Genomic DNA, 22,366 nt, shown 5'->3' with positions numbered 1-22,366 from the left:
GTCTGCCGCACGGAGGAGGGACCGTCCGAGATCGTGGACTGTGTCCGTCGGCGGTACCAACCAGTTGGCAGCAGCCGTCGCGCGGTACCAACCAGTCGGTAGTAGCCGCTGCGCGGTACCAACCAGTCGGCAGCAGCCGTCGCGCGGTACCAACCAGTCGGTAGTAGCCGCTGCGCGGTACCAACCAGTCGGCAGCAACCGTTGCGCGGTACCAACCAGTCGGTAGCAGCCGCTGCGCGGTACCAACCAGTCGGCAGCAGCCGCTGCGCGGTACCAACCAGTCGGCAGCAGCCGTTGCGCGGTACCAACCAGTCGGTAGCAGCCGCTGGCTCTCTCGCCGCGCCGCCCGCAGGGAGCCGCTTCCTTCCACCCGAGAGGCTCCCGGCTGGCCGCGGGGCCAGCCCACTGCGGTATGTTTCGGCATATCGCCGCCGACAGCTGCTCATGGGGCGAGGCTGCCTAAAACAAGCGGAGCCTTCTTCGCCCAGGAGGGCTCGAAGTGAAGTTCGAGCGCATCCAGGCGCAGAAGGCTCCCTCCCCAGTCGAGCTCCTATGAGCGCAGCTGGGTTCGCTCAACCCACGCCTACGCCGGCAGGGTGCCGTTGCCGGTGGCGATGATCTCCGAGAACTTCTGCACCTTCTCGACGTAGGTGGCGTCCCCCGTGCCCGCCGGGATGGCGTTCGGGTTGCTGCGGTCCACGCCGTTGGGGCCGGAGTTGTAGGCGCGCAGGGCGAGATCCCAGCTGCCGAACTGCTCCTTCATGTCCTTCATGTAGAAGGCGCCGGCCAGGATGTTCGTCTCCGGGTCCGCCAGGTTCTTGCCCTGCAGCTCGGGGTGCTTGCTCTGCAGCTCCTGGAAGGTGTTGGGGTTGACCTGCATCAGGCCGGTGTCCGTCAGGCCGTTGCCACCGTTGGTGGTGGCGGCGCCCAGGTCGCCGCGGGACTCCTGCCAGATCTGCGCGGCCAGCATGGAGGCCGGCACACCCGCCTTGGCCGCCGCCGACTCGATGGCGCCCTTGTACTTGTTCAGGGCCGGGGGGAACCCGCCGCCCAGCGCGCCCTCACCCGAGGCCGAGGAGGCTCCCGCCGAGCCCGTCGCCGAGGGCGCAGCCGCCGACGGGGCGGGCGAGGCCGTTGCCGACGGGGCGACCCCCGTGGACGGACCGGCGGAGGACTCGGGCGCGAAGCTGTCCTCGAAGGGCGACGCCAGGGACGAGGCGCCGTCGGTGCCGCAGCCCGCGGACAGGTCCCCACCGAGCTCGGGAGACTGCAGCAGGTTCACCAGCTGGGCCGCCGCATCCAGGAGGCTCGCGGCGCCTTCCATGAACTTCGACCAGTCCCCGGCCAGCCCCGGCCCGGACTGGAAGCTGTCCTGCTGCAGCGCCTTCATGCCCTGGGAGGCCGTGCCCGTCCGGGCAAAGCCAGCGGCCGGCATCGGGCCCAGGGCACTGCCACGGTTCACGGACAGGTCGTTCGAGGAGCTGAAGGCCGGGGCGTTGCGGGAGACGGGAGCGAGGCTCATGGCGGGAGGTCCTGAGGAAGGGAAGCGGTGGATGCGCCTTCCCAAAGCAGGAGGTATGCCAGCCGCGCACAATCACCCAGGTGTTGCGCAAACGCCTGATTTCCTTGGCCAGGGGCCGAGGGGCCGAGCCCCGCCGGGAAGTTCTGGCCCGGCCCGGAACGTGAGAGCCTGATGACCGCTGTCTCCCGTGGTGACTCCGGTCACCACGCGAGGCGGCGTTCTCGGGACTTCCCTGTAGAACGCGCAACCCTCCGAGGATTCCGTATAGAATTTCCGGAGGGCGTGTGGGCAAAAGGGGGAGGTCCAGAACGTGCTAGGCGTGGTTCGTCCGGCCGGTGTCGCGGTCAGCAGGGTGCATCGTCATGAATTCGAGAAACACTCGGAGCGAGCGCAAGGGTGCATCCAACGCCGTGCCGAATACGGCCCGCTCCGGGCCGGCCCTGACGCCCGACGATGCGCCGCCCGTGTCCCAGGTGGGGCGCTACATCCTGCTCAAGCAGCTGGGCAAGGGCGGGATGGGGGTGGTGTATTCCGCCTATGATCCGGACCTGGACCGCAAGGTGGCGCTCAAGCTGCTGCGGCCGGACGGCGGGACGGATTCGGAGGAGGCCCGGGCGCGGCTGCTGCGCGAGGCGCAGGCCATGGCGCGCGTCTCCCACCCCAACGTCATCCCCATCTTCGATGTGGGCGTCTGGGGTGACCAGGTTTTTCTGGCCATGGAGATCGTGGACGGCGGGACGCTGGCCTCCTGGCTGAAGGCCAAGCCCCGGTCCTGGCGGGAGGTGCTGGAGCGGTTCCTGGCGGCGGGCCAGGGGTTGCAGGCGGCCCACGCGGCGGGGCTGGTCCACCGGGACTTCAAGCCGGCCAACGTCCTGGTGAGCCAGGCGGGCCGCGTGTTCGTCACCGACTTCGGCCTCGCGCGGAAGGTGGGCGAGGACACGGAGGAGCCGCTTCCGGAGCAGGCGCAGCTGATGCTGCCCCCGGAGAACCGCATGCTGGAGACGACCCTCACCGAGACGGGCCTGGTGATGGGGACGCCCAACTACATGTCCCCGGAGCAGTTCCGGGACGCCGAGCTCGATGCGCGCTCGGATCAGTTCAGCTTCTGTGTGGCGCTCTATTGGGGGCTCTACCGCCAGCGGGCCTTCGAGCCCGAGAGCATGCGGTCCTACGCCTCGGCGACCTCGGGCTCTCAGCCGCCAGCGCCCGATCAGACCGAGCCGATGCGGCCGACGAATACCCCGTGGCTGGCCAAGTCCTCCCAGGTGCCCTCGGACATCATCCGGGAGCCTCCCCGCGATGTGAAGGTCCCCGCGTGGGTGCGGGACGTGGTGATGCGCGGCCTGTCGCTCGAGCCCGGGGCGCGCTTCCCGTCGATGCAGCAGTTGCTGGAGGCGCTCTCCCAGGAGCGGCGCCAGCTCCAGCGGCGCAAGTGGGCCGTGGCGGCGTGCACGGCGGGCGTGGGCCTGGCGGTGGTGGCGGGGGGCGTGTACCAGCAGTCCCAGGTCTGCTCGGGCGCCGGGGCGTTGGTGGGGCAGGTGTGGGGCGCGGCCCAGCGGCAGGCGATGGAGGCGGCATTCGTGGCCACCGGACGGCCCCTGGCGCGGGAGACCGCCCTGCATGTCGCCCAGGTGCTGGATGGCTACGCCCGGGATTGGGCGCACCAGAGCACCGCGGCGTGCGAGGCCACGCGCGTGGAGGGCACCCAGCCCGAGGAGCTGTTGGCCCGGCGGGTGGTCTGCCTGGAGCGGCGGCGCAAGGACATGCGGGCCACGGTGGGGCTGCTGGAGCAGGCGGATGCCACCCTGGTGGAGAAGGCGGTGGAGGCGGCCTACGCGCTGCCGTCCTTGCAGGAGTGTGAGGACGCCGAGTCCCTGGCGGATCAGCAGCGGCTGCCGTCGGATCCGGTGCGGCGCGCGGACATCGAGCGGCTCGAGGGCAGGCTCGCGGAGGTGAAGGCCCTGGTGACCGCGGGCCGCTACCCGGCCGCGCTGGAGGCCGCGCAGCAGATCGATGCGCCGGTGAAGGCCACCGGCCACCTGCCCCTCATCGCGGAGCTGCGCCTGCAAATGGGTGTGGCCCAGGACCGGCTGGGGGAGCTTCCCGAGGCGGCGCGCAACCTGTCCCAGGCCGTCTACGACGCCGAGGCGGGGCGCGCGGACCGGTTGAAGGTCTCCATCCTCAACCGGCTCATCTTCGTGGAGGACGGGCAGCGGCACTTCCCGCAGGCGGCGAGCTGGGGCGGCCTCGCGGAGGCCACGCTCCAGCGGCTGGGGGGCGAGCCGGAGCTGGAGTCCGAGCTGCGCGTCGTCCAGGCCAACCTGGCGATCTCCCAGGAGCGCTTCCAGGAGGCCCAGGCGCTGCTGATGCAGTCCCGCCAGTTGCTGGAGCGAGTCCTGGAGCCGGGCCATCCGAAGCTGGCCCGGAACACCTTCCTGTTGGGCCGGACGCTGATGGACCTGGGCGAGCCCCAGCGGGCGCAGGAGATGCTGGAGCTGGCCCTGAAGCAGACCGAGGCCGCGGTGGGGCCCATGCATCCGGACATGGCCCACCGCCATGGCCTGCTCGCCGTGCTCCTGCGGGAGCAGGGGGACTACGCCCGGGCGCTGGTGCACGCGCAGGCGGCGGCGGAGATCCGCAAGGCCTTGATTGGCGAGCGGAGCGTGGCGTTCGCGGATGCCCTGGACGAGGTGAGCATGTCCTTGATGGGGCTGGGCCGCCACGAGGAGGCCCTCCGCGCGTCCGAGGAGGCCTTGAAGGTGAAGCAGGAGGCGCTCCCGGCGGATGACGAGGGGCTCCAGTATTCGTATGACGGCGTGGGGCAGGCGCTGCTGCTCATGGGCAAGGCGCGCGAGTCGATCGAGCCCCTGAAGCGGGCCGTCTCCTTTGCCTCGGCGCCCGCCGATGTGCTGGCGGAGTCGGGCTTTGCCCTGGCCCGGGCGCTCTGGCTGTCCGGCAACCCGCCCGAGGCCGCGCGCGGCGAAGCCGTCCATGCCCGCGAGCGCTTCGCCGAGGCCGGGCTGAAGGCCCGCGTGGCCGAGGTGGACTCCTGGCTGAAGTCGGTTCCCCCACAGACCGCCCGCCGCCCTGCCCACCCTCCGCGCAAGCCCCGCAGGTAAACGCGGAGCCCGGGAACTTTCCCGCGCGTCCTCATGCTGGCAGGTGCCCCCGGGGCGGGAGCGTGTTAGCGTCCCGAAGCGTGCCGGAGTTTCAAGACGACGAGCAGGAATCTTTGGATCCCACCGCAACCCTTCGCCGGGCCAAGCCAGGCCGGGTGCGGTTGAAGCTGTTGGTGCTCTCGGGCCAAGAGGCGGGCAGCAGCCATGCCCTCACGCGCCCCGAGTATCTGGTGGGCAAGGCGCCCACCTGCGACATCGTCTTGAGTGACAAGACCATCTCGCGCCAGCACCTGAAGCTGGAGGTCCGCGAGGAGCACGTGCTGGCGATCGATCTGGAGTCGCGCAACGGCTCCTTCTGCGAGGGGCTGCGCTTCTCCCAGCTGGAGCTGCGCCCGGGCAGTGTCATCACCCTGGGCACCACGGAGCTCAAGCTGGTGCCGGAGGACACCCGGGAGCGCTCGCTGCTCCTCTCGAAGAAGAACAACTTCGGGGGGCTGGTGGGCAACAGCCGCAAGATGCGCGAGGCCTTCACCCTGCTGGAGCGCATGGCCCCCGGGGGCGCGGATGTGCTCATCCAGGGCGAGACGGGCACGGGCAAGGATGTGTGCGCCGAGACGCTGCACCAGCAGAGCCAGCGCAGCCAGGGCCCCTTCGTCATCGTGGACATGGCGGGCGTGGCCCCCACGCTCATCGAGTCGGAGCTGTTTGGCCACGTGAAGGGCGCCTTCACGGGGGCCCAGGCCGACCGGGCCGGGGCCTTCGAGCGCGCCAACGGCGGCACCGTCTTCCTGGATGAAGTGGGGGAGCTGCCCCTGGAGCTTCAGCCCCGGCTGCTGCGCGTGCTGGAGCGCCGCCAGGTCAAGCGCGTGGGCTCCAACGACTACCGCACCGTGAGCACCCGGGTCATCACCGCGACGCACGTGGACCTGGAGGAGGCGGTGAAGGCGGGCAAGTTCCGCAGGGACTTGTTCCACCGGCTCGCGGTGCTCCGCGTCACGCTGCCGCCCCTGCGCGAGCGGCCCGACGACATCCCCCTGCTCATCGACACCATGCTGGAGCGGATGGGCAAGCCCCCCAGCGCCCTGTCGGACCAGACGCGGGCGCTGCTGGCCCAGTACCCGTGGCCGGGCAATGTGCGCGAGCTGCGCAACGTGGTGGAGCAGGTGGTGAGCCTGGGCGAGGACGCGCTGCCGGAGATGGAGGCGCTCTCGGGCGAAACCCCGCTGCCCAAGGCGGGGGCCGCCACCGAGATGGACCTTCCCTTCAAGGAGGCCAAGGAGCGCCTCATCGAAGGGTTCGAGCGCGACTACCTCCGGGGCCTGATCGAGCGGTGTGAAGGCAACATCTCCCGCGCCTCCCGGGAGGCGGGCATCGACCGGGTCTACTTGCGCAAGCTGCTGCGCAAGCACGGCCTGGAAGACAGGGCCGGGGCCTCGGCGGACGACAAGAGTCCCCGGGGATAATGAGAAATCGGAAAAGACCGAGGAAACTTTTCCGCAGCTTCCTCAGATAATGAGGAAGCAGTCCCTACATCCTCTGACTTTCCCTGACCTTAGGCGAGGAGTACCCCTGTGAGTGTGACCCTTCCCACCAACGTCTCGAGACCCCCTCTGGCCAAGCCGGAGACTTCCTCTCCTGCCGGGGCGGTTGGGACCCAGGTCCCCGCGCTGGTTCAGAACGCGGTGCAGCCCGCGGCCTCGTTGCCCAACAGGGCCCAGCTCGCGCACTTCCGGGATGCCTTCGAGCGGGCCCCTCAGGCCCTGGCCGAGTGGGCCTCCAAGTACGCGGGGGCCGCGTCCGAGCCCCTGGACACGTCGCTCGAGGCGCCCACGCTGGAGGCCACCGGGGAGCTGCCAGACCCGAACCTGGGCGTCAGCGCCTGGGAGGACTCGGGCGAGGTGGTGAAGCAGACCAAGGAGAACAACTGCGCGCCCGCGGCCGTCGCCGAGCTGAAGAAGTCCGAGGGCCAGTACATCGACAAGCCCACCGGCGAGCTGATGAACTCGCTGGAGGACCGGTTCACCGACGGCACGGGGACGACGCCGCACCAGATGTCCAACATGCTCGCGCATGAGGGCTTCGAGGTGGTGGATGGCAAGTCCCAGGTCGATGCCCAGTCGCTGGACAGCGCGGTGCTCAACGACAAGAAGGTGATGGTCCAGCTGGACGCCAACAAGCTCGCCACGGGTGATGCGCAGCAGCCCGGCAGCGCGCACTGGGTGACGGTGGATGGCAAGGATGCCCAGGGCAACTACACGGTGAAGGATCCCTCCTCGGGCTCCAAGTACGCGGTGAGCGCCGACAAGCTCGCCTCCGCCGTGGACGCCAGCTGGCAGAAGAACGGCGGCGGCGGCATGCTCGTGGTCGACAATGCCCAAGGCGCCAAGGACGAGGCGACGCTGGCGCAGGAGAACGACGACCACATCGAGACGCTCGGCAACACCCCGGGCGGTGGCTCCCGCGGCAAGGCGACCTTCGGCCGCGAGGTCTGAGCGCGGCCGGGCCGTCCCCGCACCTGCCGGGGCTTTTCCGTGGTGTATCCGTCACTTGGACACACGGGAGCCCCGCCACGTGTTCGTCGTGAAACGCTGAGCCTCTTCCCCGGTACCCCCCTCGTTCCCGAGCACTATCCAATGCGCTCGGGACAGGTGGACCACCGAGGAGGGTGTACGCGTGGAGACGTCAGCGCAGCGCATTTCCCTGAAGATCAACGGAGCCGAGAAGCAGCTGGACGTGGCCCCGTGGACCACGTTGCTGGACCTGCTCCGCGAATCCCTCCAGCTGACCGGGACCAAGAAGGGGTGTGACCACGGCCAGTGTGGGGCCTGCACCGTCCTGGTGGATGGGCAGCGCATCAACTCCTGCCTGACGTTGGCCGTCATGAAGGACGGCGCCAGCGTCACCACCGTGGAGGGGCTGGCGCAGGGAGAGGCCTTGCACCCGGTGCAGGAGGCCTTCGTCGCGCAGGATGCCTTCCAGTGTGGCTACTGCACCCCGGGCCAGATCTGCTCCGCCGTGGGGCTCATCACCGAGGGCAAGGCGAAGACCCCGGACGACATCCGCGAGCTGATGAGCGGCAACCTCTGCCGCTGCGGTGCCTACTCCAACATCCTCGCGGCGATTCAGCAGGCGATGGGCGCGCGCCAGGGCGGGGAGGGGCGATGAACCGCTTCTCCTATATTCGCGCCGAGAACATCACCAGCGCGGTCCGCACGGCGGCGCAGAACCCCCAGGCCCAGTTCATCGGGGGCGGAACGAACCTTCTCGATTTGATGAAGGAGAACGTCTCCCGCCCCAGCCACCTGGTGGACATCACCCGGCTGCCCCTGCGCGAAGTCGAGGAGACCGGGGCCGGGGGCCTGCGCATTGGTGCCCTGGTCACGAACTCGGCGATCGCCTACCACCCGCAAGTCGAACGGCGCTACCCGCTGCTCGCGAAGGCCATCCTGGCCGGAGCCTCTCCGCAGCTGCGGAACATGGCGACGGCGGGGGGCAATCTGCTCCAGCGCACGCGCTGTTACTATTTCTATGACACGGGCACGCCCTGCAACAAACGCGAGCCGGGTGCAGGCTGTGGCGCGCTGAAGGGGTTCAATCGCATCCACGCCATCCTGGGCACGAGTGAGCAGTGCATCGCGACCCACCCCTCGGACATGTGCGTGGCGCTCGCGGCGCTGGAGGCGGTCATCCGGGTGACGGGCAAGGACGGAGAGCGCACGATGGCCTTCTCCGAGTTTCACCGGCTCCCGGGCGACACCCCGCACCTGGACACGAACCTGCAGCCCGGCGAGCTCATCACCGCCGTGGAGCTGCCCCGGGAGGGCTTCGCCGCCAATCACGCCTACCTCAAGGTGCGGGACCGCGCCTCGTATGCCTTTGCCCTGGTCTCGGTGGCCGCCGCGCTCGAATTGAAGGAGGGGCAGATTCAAGAGGCCCGGCTCGCGCTCGGGGGCGTGGCCCACAAGCCCTGGCGGGACACGGAGGCCGAGGCGATGTTGCGTGGGAAGCCCGCCACGCTGGAGAACTTCCAACCCGTGGCGGAGGCGATCGTCCGCGGGGCGAAAGGGTTTGGCCACAACACCTTCAAGATCGAGCTGGCGAAGCGCACGGTGGTCCGTGCCCTGGCGCAGGCCGCGGGAATGGAGCAACCCTCATGACGGCTTCCTCCACGCCGCTCGGCCAGCCGGTCAGCCGTGTCGATGGCCGCGCCAAGGTCACGGGCGAGGCCAAGTACGCCGCGGAGTTCCATGTCCCCGGCCTGACTTACGGGCAGGTGGTGTCCAGCACCATCGCCCGGGGACGCATCAAGAAGATCGACGCGAGCGAGGCCCTGGGGCTCCCGGGCGTGCTGCAGGTCTTCACGCACGAGAACCGGCCCCGGCTGGCCTGGTTCGATCGCAGCTACCGGGATGATGACGCGCCCTCGGGCTCGCCCTTCCGGCCGCTCGCGGATGACAAGATTCTCTACAGTGGGCAGCCCGTGGCGCTGGTGGTCGCCGAGACGCTGGAGCTTGCCCGCCATGCCGCGTCGCTCGTCCGGATTGAGTACGACGTCCGCGAGCACGAGACGGATCTGCACGCCCGGCGCAGCAAGGCGTACGCGCCCTCCCAGGGGAAGGACGGCTTCGAGCCCCCGCCCAAGCCCAGGGGCCATGCGGACAAGGCCCTCTCCAAGGCCGCGGTCCAGATCGACGCGGAGTACACGTCACCCGTCGAGCACCACAACCCGATGGAGATGCACGCCTCGACGGTCATCTATGAGGACGATGGCTCGCTCACCATCTACGACAAGACCCAGGGCGTCCAGAACAGCCAGAAGTATGTCTCGAATGTGTTCAACCTCCCGAAGGAGCAGGTGCACGTGCTGTCGCCCTTCGTCGGAGGGGCTTTTGGCTCGGGCTTGAGGCCGCAGTACCAGTTGTTCATGGCGGTCATGGCGGCGCGCGAGCTGAAGCGCCCGGTGCGGGTGGTGCTGACACGCCAGCAGATGTTCACCTTCGGCCACCGCCCGGCGACCCTTCAACGGGTGGCCCTCGGGGCCTCCGCGGACGGCACGCTGGAGGCCATCATCCACGAGGCGGTGGGCGAGACGTCGCGGTTCGAGGACTACATCGAGGTGGTCGTCAACTGGGCGGGGATGCTCTACCGGTGCGACAACTTCCGGTTCGACTACAAGGTGGCCCAGCTCGATTGCTACACGCCCCTGGACATGCGCGCGCCGGGGGCGGCCCTGGGCGTCTATGCCCTGGAGTGCGCCATGGACGAGCTCGCCCACAAGGCGGGAGTTGATCCGCTCGCGCTGCGCCTCAAGAACTACTCCGAGCGTGACCAGAACAAGGACAAGCCGTACTCCAGCAAGGAGCTGCGTGCCTGTTACGAGCAGGGCGCCGAGCGGTTCGGGTGGGCCCGGAGAAGTCCCGCCCCGCGCTCGATGCGGGAGGGCAAGCAGCTCGTGGGGTGGGGCATGGCCACCGGCATCTGGGACGCCATGCAGCAGCCCTCGAGCGCGCGGGCCGTCCTGAGCATCGATGGGAAGCTCACCGTCAGCAGCGCCACCGCCGACATTGGCACGGGCACCTACACGGTCATGACGCAGATCGCCGCGGAGACGCTCGGCGTGCGCGTGCAGGACGTGACGTTCAAGCTGGGGGATTCCTCGCTGCCCATGGCGCCCATCGAAGGGGGCTCCTGGACGGTGTCCTCCGTCGGCTCGGCCGTGAAGCAGGCCTGCGAGAAGGTGCGCGAGCAGCTGTTCAAGTTCGCCCGCAAGGTGGAGGGCTCTCCCCTGGCCAAGGCCCGCCTGGAGGACGTGACGTTCTCCGGTGGGGCCCTCCGGCTCACGGCGGAGCCGGACAAGGCTGTGACTATCACCCAAGCCATGCGCCAGGGGGATGTGCTCAGCCTCGAGGAGGAGGTGCTGGCCACCCCGGACCCCAAGCAGCTGCAGTACACCCGGTGCACCCACTCCGCCGTGTTCGCCGAGGTGAAGGTGGACGAGGACTTCGGCACGGTGCGGGTCACCCGCGTCGTCAGTGCCATCGCGGGGGGGCGGATTCTCAATCCGAAGACCGCGCGGAGTCAGATCCTCGGCGGAATCGTCTGGGGCATGGGCATGGCGCTCCAGGAGGAAACCGCCATCGATCAGACCCTGGGGCGGTTCATGAACCACAACCTGGCCGAGTACCATGTCCCGGTGAACGCGGATGTGCAGGGCATCGAGGTGCTCTTCGTCGACGAGGAGGACGCCATCGTCAACGCCCTGGGCGCCAAGGGAGTGGGAGAGATTGGCATCGTCGGCGTCGCGGCCGCCATCGCCAATGCCGTGTTTCACGCGACGGGCAAGCGGGTTCGCAGCTTGCCCATCACGCTCGACAAGCTGTTGTAGGACGAGGTGCTGAGCACCGGCAGGGCCTGCGCTGCCAGGCGCCCTGCCGGTGGTGCCGTTCGCGGTATCGGGGGGGAACCATGAAGATCGTGCTGGATGAGAATCGTTGCGAGGCCAACGGGGTCTGCGTTCGCGCGGCGCCGGAGGCCTTCTTCCTGGATGCGCAGGACTCCTTGCACCTGCTCTCGGAGCAGGTGACGCCCAGGCTGCGCGTCCAGCTGGAGCGGGCCGTGCGGGAGTGCCCGCGTCAGGCGCTCTCGCTCGTGGGCGAAGGCCCCGTCCGGGGGGAGGCCACGAATGTCCTTTGATCCGGTGAAGCGCGAGCCGCGGCCTGGCCCGGTGTTCAACCCTTACACGCCGGAGTTCGACGCGAACCCCTATCCCATGCTGGAGAAGCTGCGGGCCCAACCGGCGCCTCCCTTCTGGGAGGAGGGGCGGGGCTGGCTGCTCAGCCGGTACGAGGACGTCATCGCCGTGCTGCGGGACACGCGGCGGTTCACGGCCAACCGGGCCGTGTGGGAGTTCGACGCGGAGCTGGGCGTCGCCGCCCAGATTCCGGAGCTCAAGGAGCTGAACCGGTACGGCTTGTTCGCGCTCGCCAGCGCGGACCACGCCCGGGTGCGCAAGCTCATCAGCCCCGCCCTCACGCCCCGGGCCATCGAGCGGTTGCGGCCCGGGATTCAGGCCATCGTGGACGAGGTGCTCGATGCCGCGGCGGCCCGGGGCCCCTCCGTCAACGTGGTGACGGACATCGCGGATCTGATTCCAGCCCGGGTCATCGGCGCGATGCTGAAGATTCCCAAGGGGCGCGAGGCGCTGTTCCAGCGCTTCACCGAGGCGATGATCAAGAACTTCCTTCCCGGCCTCGTCTCCGCCGGGGAACTGGAGGCGATGCGCCCCGACATCGTCGAGGGGCTGGGCCTGGTGCGCGAGACGGTCGAGGAGCGGCGCCGGAATCCCCTGGAGGAGGACATCCTCACCACGCTCATCCAGACCGAGGCGCAGGGGGACCGGCTCAACGAGCAGGAGCTGCTCTCCCTGGTGGCGGCGCTCATCGTGGGCGGTTTCGAGACCACCGTCCATCTGATCAGCTTCACCGTGTTCAACCTCCTGCAGCGGCCCGAGGTGTTCGCCCAGGTGAAGGCCGAGCCCGAGCTCATCCGGAACGTCATCGAGGAGGTGCTCCGCTTCGACAACTTCGGGAAGATGGGGCTGGCCCGCTACGCCCTGGAAGACGTGCCGCTGGGCGGAGTCACCCTCAAGAAGGGGCAGATGGTCCTGCTCATGCTGGGCAGCGCGCTGCGGGATGGGGACACGTTCTCCCACCCGGACGTTTTCGACGTGCGCCGGAACACCCACGCGAGCATCGCCTTCGGCCACGGGGTGCACTACTGCATCGGGGCGAGCCTGGCGCGGCTCGAGGTGCAGCTCGCCGTGAGCACCTTGATCCGCCGGTTTCCGCGGATGGAGCTCCTGGGGCAGCCCGCCTTCGGGCCCCACCCGGTGCTCCGCAAGATGGACTCCCTCGAGGTCCGGCTGCGTCCCTGAGGGAAGGGGCCTGCCGGCGGCTCAGGCCGCGTTCTCGGAGTCCCTCTCCGGGGCAAATGGGGCGGGGGCCAGCGCCGCGAGCCAAGGCTGGAGCAACTGGGCACAGGCCTCGGGGTGGGTGAAGTAGGGAACGTGCCCGGCGCCCCGCAGCCGGTGCCGGGGCGTTCCGGGAGGCAGTGAGGCGGCCAGCCGTTCCAGGGTGGCCGGAGGGACCAGCACATCCCGGTCACCCTGGAGGCACACACACGAAATGGGGAGCCCGCGCAGGTCCTCCGGCGGGGGCTCGGTGCCGATGGCGAAGGCCCGGCGCAAGGTGGTGATTCGCTCCAGGGCCGTGGTGGGGACCACCTCGGCGACCTGCTCCCCGGACACGAGCCGCCACGAGGCGAGGGAGGCCGCGGCCCGTCCAGGCCGCCCCAGCACGGCGATGGGGCCCATGAGGGCGAGCAGTCCTCCCCGGAGGCCCAGGTGCTCGGGCCGGGTGAACGAGCCGAGGAACGCCACCCCCCGGACCTTGCCCGAGACGGCCAGGTGCGCCGCCACCATCCCGCCAAAAGAGCTGGCCACCACCGCATCCAGCGGGCCCGCGGCCTGGGCCACCTGCTCCGAGAGTGCCTTGGCCCCGCAGGCGGCATGGGCGCCCTCGGGGTAGTCCACGAGGATGGGCCGGGCCAAGGGTGCGAGCTGGTGGGCGAGGGCCTGGAAGCCTGTCCCCCGGGCGCCCAGGCCAGGCAGGAGGAGCACCCGGGGCCCCGGGCCTTGTCCCACTTCCGTGAGCCGCACCTCACGACGCATCTGCTTCCCCTTCAGCACAGTGCCGCCAGCAACACCTGACGTGGGGAAGTTCTGCCCGGCCCCGTCCGGAAGGGGAAATGAAAAAAGGGCACCGGACTCCAGGGAGTCCAGTGCCCAGCGTTCACGCGGGGGCCGCGGGTTTTAGTAGTGGTTCTCCCCGTCCTGGCAGAACTCGAAGTCCTTCAGCGGGTTGATGTGGCCCTCGGCGGTGCCCGTCAGCGAGTTGGCATAGATGCCGCCATCCCAGCTGCCGTTGTTGAAGGTGATGTCGGCCAGCGGCGCGAGCACCGTGCCCCAGAACCCGAAGGACGAGGCGTTGATCTTCGTGGCGTCGACGAAGTTGTAGAGGATGCCCGTCTGGTCGATGCCGCCCCGGAAGTTGTGCTGGCTGAAGTTGGAGAACGAAGCGGAGGAGCCGCGGATGTTCACGACGATGCGTGAGCCGGCCGGGGCCTCGAGCTCCATGTACCGGGTGGAGGCGAAGATGCTGGCGTTCAGCTCGAAGACGTTGAGCTTGGGATCGCTTCCCTTGAGGTACAGGCCGCCCCAAGGCTCGATGCGCGGGGTGGCGGTGGGCTCCAGCTGGGTGGCGAGCTGGGAGGACAGCGTCTGCAGGTCCCCGCTCAGCGCGGTGAAGTTGAAGGGCGTGCCCTGGGTCAGGGTGCCGCGGCGGATCGTGGCGTTCTGGGCCTTGGTGAGGGTGCCACCGTAGTAGGTGTCGCCGTAGACGGCGCCGTTGCTGATGTTGAGGTTTCCACCCACCACCAGCACGTGGTTCGTGTGGGTGGCCGGTAGCCCCGCGCCCACGGCGAAGCTGGTCAGGGTGACGTTGCCGCCCGCGGCCACCTTGCCCTGCACGTCGTGGCCGTTCATGTAGTTGCCCAGGACGAAGAGGTTGTACTCGCCCAGCTGCACCGGCAGACAGCTCACGCCCGGCTGATCGAGCACGATGTTGATGTCGAGGCTCTTGGCCTCCTCGAGGTTCCCGGCGTTGTCACGCGCGTAGTAGATGACGGTCGTCAGCCCCGGGTTCTCGATGAGGGGCAGATAGGCCGTGTCGCCGCTCACCGTGGCGCTCCCCGTCGTGGCGCCGGCGAAGTAGTAGAGGATCTCCTTCACGCCCGTGCCCACGTCCGACGCGCTGATCTTCAGTGCGACCGCCCCGGCGTAGTTGCCATTCTCGTCGGGGAACGCGAAGGACTCGATGCTGCTCTCCGGAGGCGCGTAGTCCTCCTCCTCGACGCCGAAGGTGGCCTGGCCCGCAGGAGGGCTTGTCCTGTCCGCGGTGATGGAGGGGCGCTGAAGCGAGGCACCATCCCGCGACGTCTGCTCCGACATATCCTCCATGCCACACGCGGACGCCGAGAGGCTCAGAACCATCCACCAACCCAAGGACTTGTTCTTCACGGGCTTGCTCCTTGTTGAATTGACTGCCGAGGGGACGAGTCTCAGGACCTGGGCGGGAAAACCCTTCGGTGGCCTGTGAACCCGATGCGCTGCCAGTTCCAGCACGAGACGAACTCTACCGCCGTACTTCACAAAACTCATCAGGAAAATAAAGCGCAGGTTTAATTTTCTGCCCCACCTGTGATTCTAGGGGGCCGCTCTTAGACTTTGAGAATGGGGATTGATTCAAAAATCCCGGGGAAATTCGAGCCGTGACGTCCCCCCGGTCTCACGCCTTCAGGCTGGGCAGGCAGGAGAGGGGGCGCAAGCCAGGGCGCAAAGAGGGGCAGGGGGGGATTTCATCTCGCGTACACTTCGAGCCTCCGGCTGACGAAGCCTCAACGGGAGTTTGCGGCTTGAGAACGACTGTGTGGATGGGAGCAATGGCAGGGGTTCTGCTGGCGTGTGCCGGCTCGCAGCCCCAGCGCAAGACCGCGGCCGCCTCGCCTCAGGGCAAAGAGCTCATCTGCGAAGAGACGCCGGTGACGGGCAGCCACATTCCCCGGCGCGTGTGCCGCTCCGCCCAGCAGGTGAAGGAAGAGCGTGAGCAGGCCCAGAAGGAGCGGCGTGAGGCGAACAGAACCGACACCGGGAACAACCCCTAGCCGGAGCTCCGCCGTGAAGCCTCATGCCCGCTTTCGCTTCTGGCTGGTCCTCCTGTCCGCGCTGCTGGTGGGGCCCGTTGCCCTGGCCGCCGGAGGCCACTCGCAGCTCCAGACCTTCTTCCAGGGGCACCTGAACAGCGCGGACTATCAGAAGAAGGTGTTCGACCGCGTCGCCCGCACCTGGAAGCAGCCGAGTGCCCGGCATGCGCCGGGGCCCGGGAAGAAGGCGATTGTCCAGGCCATGGTCGCCCCGGATGGGAAGCTGATCTCCACGGCGCTCTTGATGGAGTCGGGCTCCAAGGTCTGGGACGCCGCCGCGCTGAATGCCGTCAAGAAGGCCGCCCCCTTCCCCCGGCTGCCCGCCGATTACACGTCCCCGACGCTGGAGGTTCACTTCCACCTGTCGTGGGCCACGTCGCCGTAGCCCGGCCTCCTGCCTGCACGCCCGGCGGCGGATGGGGCAGGAGCTTCGTGGCCGCTGGAAGGCTGTCTTCCCCGCCTCGGACGGGGTGCTCAGGTTGAGCGGCACATGCCCTGCCGCCTCTGGCCGAGGAGCCCCCGATGAGCGCCACCGTCTCCGATTACCTGGTCTACCGCTTGTCCCAGTGGGGGGTTCGCCGCATCTACGGCTACCCCGGAGATGGCATCAACGGCGTCATGGGGGCGCTGGGGCGCAACACCGAGCTTCAATTCATCCAGACACGGCATGAGGAGATGGCGGCCTTCATGGCCTGTGCCCACGCCAAGTTCACCGGCGAGACGGGCGTGTGCATGGCCACCTCGGGGCCGGGCGCCATTCACCTGCTCAACGGGCTGTACGACGCGAAGCTGGATCACCAGCCCGTGGTGGCCATCGTCGGACAGCAGTCGCGCGCGGCCCTGGGCGGGCACTACCAGCAGGAGGTGGACCTGCTGACGCTCTTCAAGGACGTGGCCGGCGAGTACATCACCATGGTGACGAAGCCCTCCGCCGTGCGGCACGCCATCGACCGGGCCATGCGCATCGCGCAGTGCGAGCGCACCGTCACCTGCGTCATCCTCCCCAATGACATCCAGGAGGAGCCCTACCAGAAGCCGGAGCGGGCCCACGGCACCGTGCACTCCAGCGTCGGGTACACCGTGCCCCGCGTCCTTCCCCAGGAGCAGGACCTGCGCCGGGCCGCGGAGGTGCTCAACGCGGGCAAGAAGGTCGCCATGCTCGTGGGCGCGGGCGTGCTGAACGCGGCGGACGAGGTGGTGGCGGTGGCGGAGCTGCTGGGGGCGGGCGTGGCCAAGGCCCTGCTGGGCAAGGCGGTGCTCCCGGATGACCTGCCCTTCGTGACGGGCTCCATCGGCCTGCTGGGCACCAAGGCCAGCTGGGAGTTGATGAACGGCTGCGACACGCTGCTGATGGTGGGCACGAGCTTCCCGTACTCGGAGTTCCTGCCCCCGGAGGGGCAGGCCCGGGGCGTGCAGATTGATCTCGACGGCCGGATGCTGGCCATCCGCTACCCCGTGGAGGTGCCGCTGGTGGGCGACAGCAGGGAGACCCTGCGGGCCCTGATTCCGCTGCTCCAGCGCAAGCAGGACCGGAGCTGGCGGGAGCAGATCGAAAAGAACGTGCGGCAGGGGTGGAAGACGGCGGAGGAGCAGGCGATGAGCCCCGCCGAGCCCCTCAACCCCCAGCGGGTGTTCTGGGAGCTGTCCCCCCGGGTGCCGGACGGGGCCATCCTGGCGGCGGACTCGGGCTCGGGGACGGGCTGGTTCGCCCGGGACATCAAGATTCGCAAGGGCATGATGGCCTCGGTTTCTGGGAACCTGGCCTCCATGGGGTGCGGGGTGCCCTATGCCATCGCCGCGAAGTTCGCCTTTCCGCACCGGCCCGTGCTGGCCCTGGTGGGCGATGGCGCGATGCAGATGAACGGCAACAGCGAGCTCGTCACCATCGCCAAGTACTGGAAGGAGTGGAAGGACCCCCGGCTCGTCATCCTGGTGCTCAACAACCGCGACCTGAACATGGTGACGTGGGAGCAGCGGGCGATGGAGGGGGACCCCAAGCTGCCTGCCTCGCAGGACCTCCCGGACTTCCCCTATGCGCGCTACGCCGAGTCCCTGGGGCTCCGGGGCATCCGCGTGGACCGGCCCGAGCAGGTGGCCCGGGCGTGGGAGGAGGCCCTGCGCGCGGACCGGCCGGTGGTGTACGAGGCCTACGTGGACCCCAACGTCCCCCCGCTGCCGCCGCACATCACCCTGGAGCAGGCCAAGCACTTCACGGCGGCGCTGCTCAAGGGGGACCCGGAGTCGCGCGGCATCCTCAAGCAGTCCCTCCGGGGGGTGGTGGACAGGCTGACGCCGCACAAGGGGTAACCTCTTGTGAGCGGAGGGTGGGGAGCGCATAGGCTGCCGGCCCCATGCGCTTCAACGACTTGTCCCTCGAACCCACCCGCGTCACCTTCTGGGGCGCCAGCTCCGCGCTGGAGATCCGCAGCCCCCTGCCGGGCGTGCTCCGGGTGCGGCACATCCCCTCTCCGGGCCACTCCTCGATGGCCGCCCGGGAGCTGGCCGCCAATCACTCCTGGTCCGTCGTGGAGCATGCGGAGCTTCCGCTCTCCGTCCGCCAGGACAAGGCGGCCGGCCTCGCGGTGGTGCAGGCCGAGGGGCTGTCGCTGGAAGTCCGTCCGGAGCAGGGCACGTGGGTGCTGCGGGAGCCCGGGGGCCGGGAGCTGGCCCGGTGTGAAGGCTTCTCGGGCGAGACGATGCCCGACTATCCCGTCAACCGGTACCGCTCCCGGCTCAGCCTGCATGCGCCGCCCGATGAGGCGTGGCTCGGCTTCGGGGAGAAGGTGGGCACGCTCGACAAGCGGGGCATGCACTTCGTCTTCTGGAACACCGACGTCGTGCCGCACCACCCGGACACGGACCCGCTCTACCAGTCCATCCCCTTCAGCATGGGACTGCGCGGCGGCGCCGCCTGGGGCTTCTTCCTCGATGAGTCCTGGCGGCTGGAGGTGGACGTGGCCGCGGAGGACCCCACGCGCGTGCGCTGGGAGTCCGCGGGCCCGGAGCTGGACGCCTATCTGTTCGCCGGGCCCCTGCCCGCGGACGTGCTGCGGCGCTACACCGCGCTCACGGGCCGGCCCCCGCTGCCCCCGCTCTGGAGCCTGGGCGTCCAGCAGTCGCGCTGGGGCTACGAGAACGCCCGGGAGATCCGCTCCGTCATCCGCGACTACCGCGCCCACCAGCTGCCGCTGGACTGCGTGTACCTCGATATCGACTACATGGAGGGCTACAAGGTCTGGACGTGGGACCGCTCGCGCTACCCGGACCCGGCGGGCCTGGTGGGCGAGGCCGCCGCGCAGGGCGTGAAGCTCGTCACCATCATTGATCCGGCGGTGAAGGCCGAGCCCGGCTACCGCGTCTATGACGAGGCGCTCGCGGGCGACTACCTGGTGCGCAACGACCGGGGCAGCGTGCTGCTCGGCGAGGTGTGGCCCAAGCCCGCCGCCTTCCCGGACTTCACCCGGGAGCCGGTGCGCACGTGGTGGGGCCAGCTGCACCGGGCCTTCGTGGAGACGGGCGTCGCGGGCTTCTGGAACGACATGAACGAGCCGGCCTGCTTCCGGCTCATCAATGGCAACGAGACATTCCCCATCAACTCGGCGCCCGCGGCGGACCTGGGCAAGGTGGAGGGGCCCACGTTGCCCCATGACGCCCGGCACGGGGACCGGCGCCACCTGGAGGTCCACAACGTGTATGCGCTGGGCATGGCCCGGGCCGCCTACGAGGGCCTGCGCGAGCTTGCGCCGGAGCGGCGCCCCTTCCTGCTGACGCGCGCGGGCGCGGCCGGCATCCAGCGCTACGCGGCGGTCTGGACGGGCGACAACTCCAGCTACTGGGCGCACCTGGAGCTGTCCATCGCCATGCTGCTGGGCCTGGGCCTGTCGGGCGTCGCCTTCAGCGGGGCGGATGTGCCGGGCTTCCTGGGCCGTGCCACCGGGGAGATGCTCGTGCGGTGGACGCAGCTGGGCGCCTTCTACCCCCTGCTGCGCAACCACTCCGCGAAGGGCACCCCCTACCAGGAGCCGTGGCGCTTCGGGGAGCCCTACCTGTCCATCACCCGGGAGTGGCTGGAGCGGCGCTACCGGCTCCTGCCCACGCTCTACACGCTGATGTACGAGGCCTCCCAGGAGGGACTGCCCGCGATGCGCCCGCTCGTCATGTACGCGCCGGACGACCAGGAGGCGCTGCGCATGGATGACGCCTTCCTGCTGGGCCGGGAGCTGCTGGTGGCCCCCGTGATTCGCCAGGGGCGCTCGCACCGGCACGTGTACCTGCCCGAGGGCCGGTGGCTGCCCTTCTTCGACCTGGGGCTCTCCGTGGGCGGGGTGCGGGAGGGCCGGCAGCATGTGCTCGCCGAGGCGCCGCTGAGCACGGTGCCCATGTGGCTGCGGGCGGGCGGCGCCCTGGCCCTGACGGAGCCCGCGCTGCACACCACCTCCGCCAACTGGGCCCACCTCACCTGGCACATCCATGCGGCGCCGCGCGTGGAGGCCCACCTGTATGAGGACGCCGGCGAGGGCTACGGTGCCTCGCGGCGGACGCGGCTGGTGGGGGAGGGGACCGCGGACCGGTTCGTGCTCGAGCGGACCCTGGAAGGGGCGCTGCCCTTCGCCCGGGAGACCGAGACGCTGTGCCTGTACGCCCTCACCGAGCCGAAGGAGGTGCTGGGGGCGCGCGAGCACCGTTTCGTGGACGACGTTCTGCTCGTGGAGGTGGAGGCGGGCTGGACGCGGCTGGAGGTCCGGCTCTAACCGGCGCCCCTCTGGGTGGGCTGTCTACACGGGTTGACCCGAAAAAAAAGGCTCTCCTCTCTAGTCAGGTGTTTCGCGTTCCCGGATGGGTTTGCCGGAGCGGATGTCACTTGTGACAGAGGATGGCTGGAATGTTCTTTTGTAATCGGAAAGCCGTGGCGCGGATGGGACTGCTGGCCCTGTGGGTCCTGTCCTCCGCGGCTTGCCAGGTGGGCCCGTCCCCGGAGGAGGCCTCGTTCGAGGAGGCGCTGACGGCCACGGCGCCGGCGGCGCTGGTGAGCTGCACGGGCGTGCCTGCGTGGAACGCCAGCACCATCTACAACCCGGGAGACCGGGTGGTGTACCAGGGCAGCCTCTACGAGGCGCTGGTGGCCATCTGGACCGCGGACCCCGTCTGGGGAACCGCCAGCGGCTGGTACAAGCGGGTGGGCGCCTGCTCTGGCACCGGCACGGACGGGGGAACCGACGGCGGAACGGACGGGGGAACCGACGGCGGCACCGACACGAGCCCGCCCTCGCAGGTGCTGGGCCTGCGCGCCACCGGGGTGACGAGCACCCAGGTGTCCCTGGCCTGGAACGCGGCCAGCGACAACGTGGGCATCGCCGCCTACCTCGTGTTCCGCAATGGGACGCAGGTGGGCACCACCTCGGCACTGGTCTACACGGACGGCATCCTCTCGCCCTCGACGCAGTACAGCTACACGGTCAAGGCCCGCGATGGCGTGGGCAACGTGGGCGTGGTCAGCGCCGCCCTGTCCGTGACGACGGCGCAGGACACCACCCCCGGTGGCTCCTGGCACCCCAGCCATGTCGCGGTGGGCACCGTGTACGAGCCCTTCACGGGCACCGATGGCTTCTTCAACAAGGTGAACCCGCAGTTCCCGGCGGGCAAGCGGCTCGACTACGGCTACCTGTACCTCAACGGCGGCGTGCAGTTCAGCGAGTGGCACAGCCGCGCCACCCGCCTGGCCACGAAGAGCAAGGAGCAGGGCATGACGCCCATCTTCGTGGTGTACGGGATTGGCGGGAACTCCGACAGCCCCGCGTCCCTGTGGGCCAACCTTCAGAACGCCGGCTTCCTCTCCCAGTACTTCCAGGGGCTGCGCGACGTGGGGCAGACCGCCACGTCCATCATGGGCACGGGCCGCATCGGCTACGTCATCGAGCCCGACACCCTGGGCTACCTCCAGCAGCAGTACGCCGCGCAGTACGGCGGGGAGCCGTCGAGGATGCCCGCCGCCACCCATGCCGCCTATGACTCGGGCGTGCTCCAGCGCGGCGTGGACCCGGACTTCCCCAACACGGTGACGGGCCTCGTGCAGAGCATCAACCACGCCCTGCGCAAGCACACCCCGAGGGCGTTCCTGGGCTGGCAGCTCAACCTGTGGGCTGCCCCCGGCGCGCCGGGCACGGGCATCATGCACTCGACCGAGGTGTTCGGCTTCGAGGCGGGCAAGACGCGCATCCAGGAGAACGCCCGGGCCAACGCGGGCTTCGCGCTGAAGGCGGGCGTGAAGTACGGCGGCGCCGAGTTCATCTCCATCGACAAGTACGGCCTGGATGGCGCGGGCGCGGGCGGGGCCAACCCGAATGATCCGGCCAGCTCCATCTGGTTCTGGAACGCGGACCTCTGGAACAACTACCTGCTGTTCGTCCGCTCCCTCAAGGACACGCTCTCGCTGCCCGTGGTGCTCTGGCAGATTCCGGCCGGGCACATCAACGGCACCACGCGCCGCAGCCCCACGGTCTACAACCCCTCGGGCACCTTCCCGCTCCTGGACAACACCGTGCAGCGCTACGAGGAGTCGGCCTCGCCGTACTTCTTCGGCGACACGCTCACGCTCTCGGGCAACCGGCTGGCCTACTTCTCGAAGAACGAGTGGAAGGACCCCAAGGTCACCGTGAGCGGCAACACCGTCACCTGGGGCTCGCACATGCAGGAGGCGGCCAACGCCGGGGTGGTGGCCATCCTCATGGGCGCCGGCGTGGGGCAGAGCACCCGTGGCATTCCGCAGCCCGGTGCTTACCCTGAGGCGCTGCCCACCGATGGCTACTACTGGATCACCCGGGTCCAGGAGTACTTCGCCAGCCCGGTGAAGCTGCCCTGACGGTCTTCGAATCCCTCTCTCTCAAACCTCACGCTTCAGAAAAGGAAT

16 protein-coding genes and 1 pseudogene are annotated in these 22,366 nt (G+C 69.3%); 14 read left to right on the top strand and 3 right to left on the bottom strand.

The window, feature by feature from the left end:
- Window positions 1-432: 432 nt before the first annotated feature.
- A pseudogene (locus KY661_RS31120) lies at window positions 433-553 on the top strand (IS3 family transposase); the annotation flags it as partial.
- 30 nt (window positions 554-583) lie between these two features.
- Here the strand turns inward: KY661_RS31120 and KY661_RS31115 are convergent.
- Window positions 584-1,522, bottom strand: coding sequence for a lytic transglycosylase domain-containing protein (locus KY661_RS31115; RefSeq protein ID WP_225413662.1), 939 nt, complete (start codon window positions 1,520-1,522; stop codon window positions 584-586).
- A 362-nt stretch (window positions 1,523-1,884) separates the two neighbouring features.
- On the opposite strand from KY661_RS31115, the gene KY661_RS31110 reads away from it, so the two are divergent.
- From KY661_RS31110 to KY661_RS31075, 8 genes are all read left to right on the top strand, one after another.
- Window positions 1,885-4,641: a serine/threonine-protein kinase gene (locus tag KY661_RS31110; RefSeq protein WP_225413661.1), complete on the top strand. Its 2,757-nt coding sequence runs from the start codon at window positions 1,885-1,887 to the stop codon at window positions 4,639-4,641.
- 113 nt (window positions 4,642-4,754) lie between these two features.
- Window positions 4,755-6,104: a sigma 54-interacting transcriptional regulator gene (locus tag KY661_RS31105; RefSeq protein WP_225413660.1), complete on the top strand. Its 1,350-nt coding sequence runs from the start codon at window positions 4,755-4,757 to the stop codon at window positions 6,102-6,104.
- 108 nt (window positions 6,105-6,212) lie between these two features.
- On the top strand, window positions 6,213-7,133 hold the full coding sequence (locus KY661_RS31100; RefSeq protein ID WP_225413659.1) for a cysteine peptidase family C39 domain-containing protein: 921 nt from the start codon (window positions 6,213-6,215) through the stop codon (window positions 7,131-7,133).
- A 181-nt stretch (window positions 7,134-7,314) separates the two neighbouring features.
- Window positions 7,315-7,806, top strand: coding sequence for a (2Fe-2S)-binding protein (locus KY661_RS31095; protein ID WP_317987315.1), 492 nt, complete (start codon window positions 7,315-7,317; stop codon window positions 7,804-7,806).
- Window positions 7,803-8,798: an FAD binding domain-containing protein gene (locus KY661_RS31090; RefSeq protein ID WP_225413658.1), complete on the top strand. Its 996-nt coding sequence runs from the start codon at window positions 7,803-7,805 to the stop codon at window positions 8,796-8,798. The genes KY661_RS31095 and KY661_RS31090 overlap by 4 nt, the downstream gene beginning before the upstream one ends.
- Window positions 8,795-11,026, top strand: coding sequence for a xanthine dehydrogenase family protein molybdopterin-binding subunit (locus KY661_RS31085; protein WP_225413657.1), 2,232 nt, complete (start codon window positions 8,795-8,797; stop codon window positions 11,024-11,026). The genes KY661_RS31090 and KY661_RS31085 overlap by 4 nt, the downstream gene beginning before the upstream one ends.
- 80 nt (window positions 11,027-11,106) lie before the next feature.
- On the top strand, window positions 11,107-11,334 hold the full coding sequence (locus KY661_RS31080) for a ferredoxin (protein ID WP_225413656.1): 228 nt from the start codon (window positions 11,107-11,109) through the stop codon (window positions 11,332-11,334).
- Complete coding sequence (locus KY661_RS31075) at window positions 11,324-12,574, top strand: cytochrome P450 (RefSeq protein ID WP_225413655.1); 1,251 nt, start codon at window positions 11,324-11,326, stop codon at window positions 12,572-12,574. Before KY661_RS31080 ends, KY661_RS31075 begins: the two co-directional genes overlap by 11 nt.
- Window positions 12,575-12,595: 21 nt before the next feature.
- Here KY661_RS31075 and KY661_RS31070 read toward each other — a convergent pair whose 3' ends face one another.
- Window positions 12,596-13,369 carry an alpha/beta fold hydrolase gene (locus tag KY661_RS31070; protein ID WP_225413654.1) on the bottom strand — a complete coding sequence of 258 codons (774 nt, stop codon included), beginning with the start codon at window positions 13,367-13,369 and terminating at the stop codon, window positions 12,596-12,598.
- A gap of 141 nt (window positions 13,370-13,510) precedes the next feature.
- Entirely contained in the window at window positions 13,511-14,776 is a 1,266-nt protein-coding gene (locus KY661_RS31065; RefSeq protein WP_225413653.1) for a choice-of-anchor A family protein, read from the bottom strand.
- 422 nt (window positions 14,777-15,198) lie between these two features.
- Between KY661_RS31065 and KY661_RS31060 the strand changes: the two genes are divergently transcribed.
- The 5 genes from KY661_RS31060 (at window position 15,199) to KY661_RS31040 (ending at window position 22,318) form a co-directional block, all read left to right on the top strand.
- The gene (locus tag KY661_RS31060; RefSeq protein ID WP_225413652.1) at window positions 15,199-15,420 is read left to right on the top strand and encodes a hypothetical protein; all 222 of its coding nucleotides are present in this window, start codon (window positions 15,199-15,201) and stop codon (window positions 15,418-15,420) included.
- Window positions 15,421-15,433: 13 nt separating this feature from the next.
- Window positions 15,434-15,844 (top strand): TonB family protein, encoded by a 411-nt coding sequence (locus KY661_RS31055; protein WP_225413651.1) that lies wholly within the window; start codon window positions 15,434-15,436, stop codon window positions 15,842-15,844.
- Window positions 15,845-15,981: 137 nt separating this feature from the next.
- A complete protein-coding gene (locus KY661_RS31050) occupies window positions 15,982-17,766 on the top strand; it encodes a thiamine pyrophosphate-requiring protein (RefSeq protein WP_225413650.1) in 1,785 nt (594 codons plus the stop codon).
- Between the two features lie 44 nt (window positions 17,767-17,810).
- A complete protein-coding gene (locus KY661_RS31045; RefSeq protein ID WP_225413649.1) occupies window positions 17,811-20,210 on the top strand; it encodes a glycoside hydrolase family 31 protein in 2,400 nt (799 codons plus the stop codon).
- A gap of 131 nt (window positions 20,211-20,341) precedes the next feature.
- On the top strand, window positions 20,342-22,318 hold the full coding sequence (locus tag KY661_RS31040) for a carbohydrate-binding protein (protein WP_225413648.1): 1,977 nt from the start codon (window positions 20,342-20,344) through the stop codon (window positions 22,316-22,318).
- The last annotated feature ends 48 nt before the right edge of the window (window positions 22,319-22,366 follow it).

This window comes from Allostigmatella hybrida, assembly GCF_020103775.1.
Classification (GTDB): domain Bacteria; phylum Myxococcota; class Myxococcia; order Myxococcales; family Myxococcaceae; genus Hyalangium; species Hyalangium aurantiaca.
The sequence above is the reverse complement of the archived record's forward strand: the minus strand, read 5'-3'. Positions and strand labels throughout refer to the sequence as shown.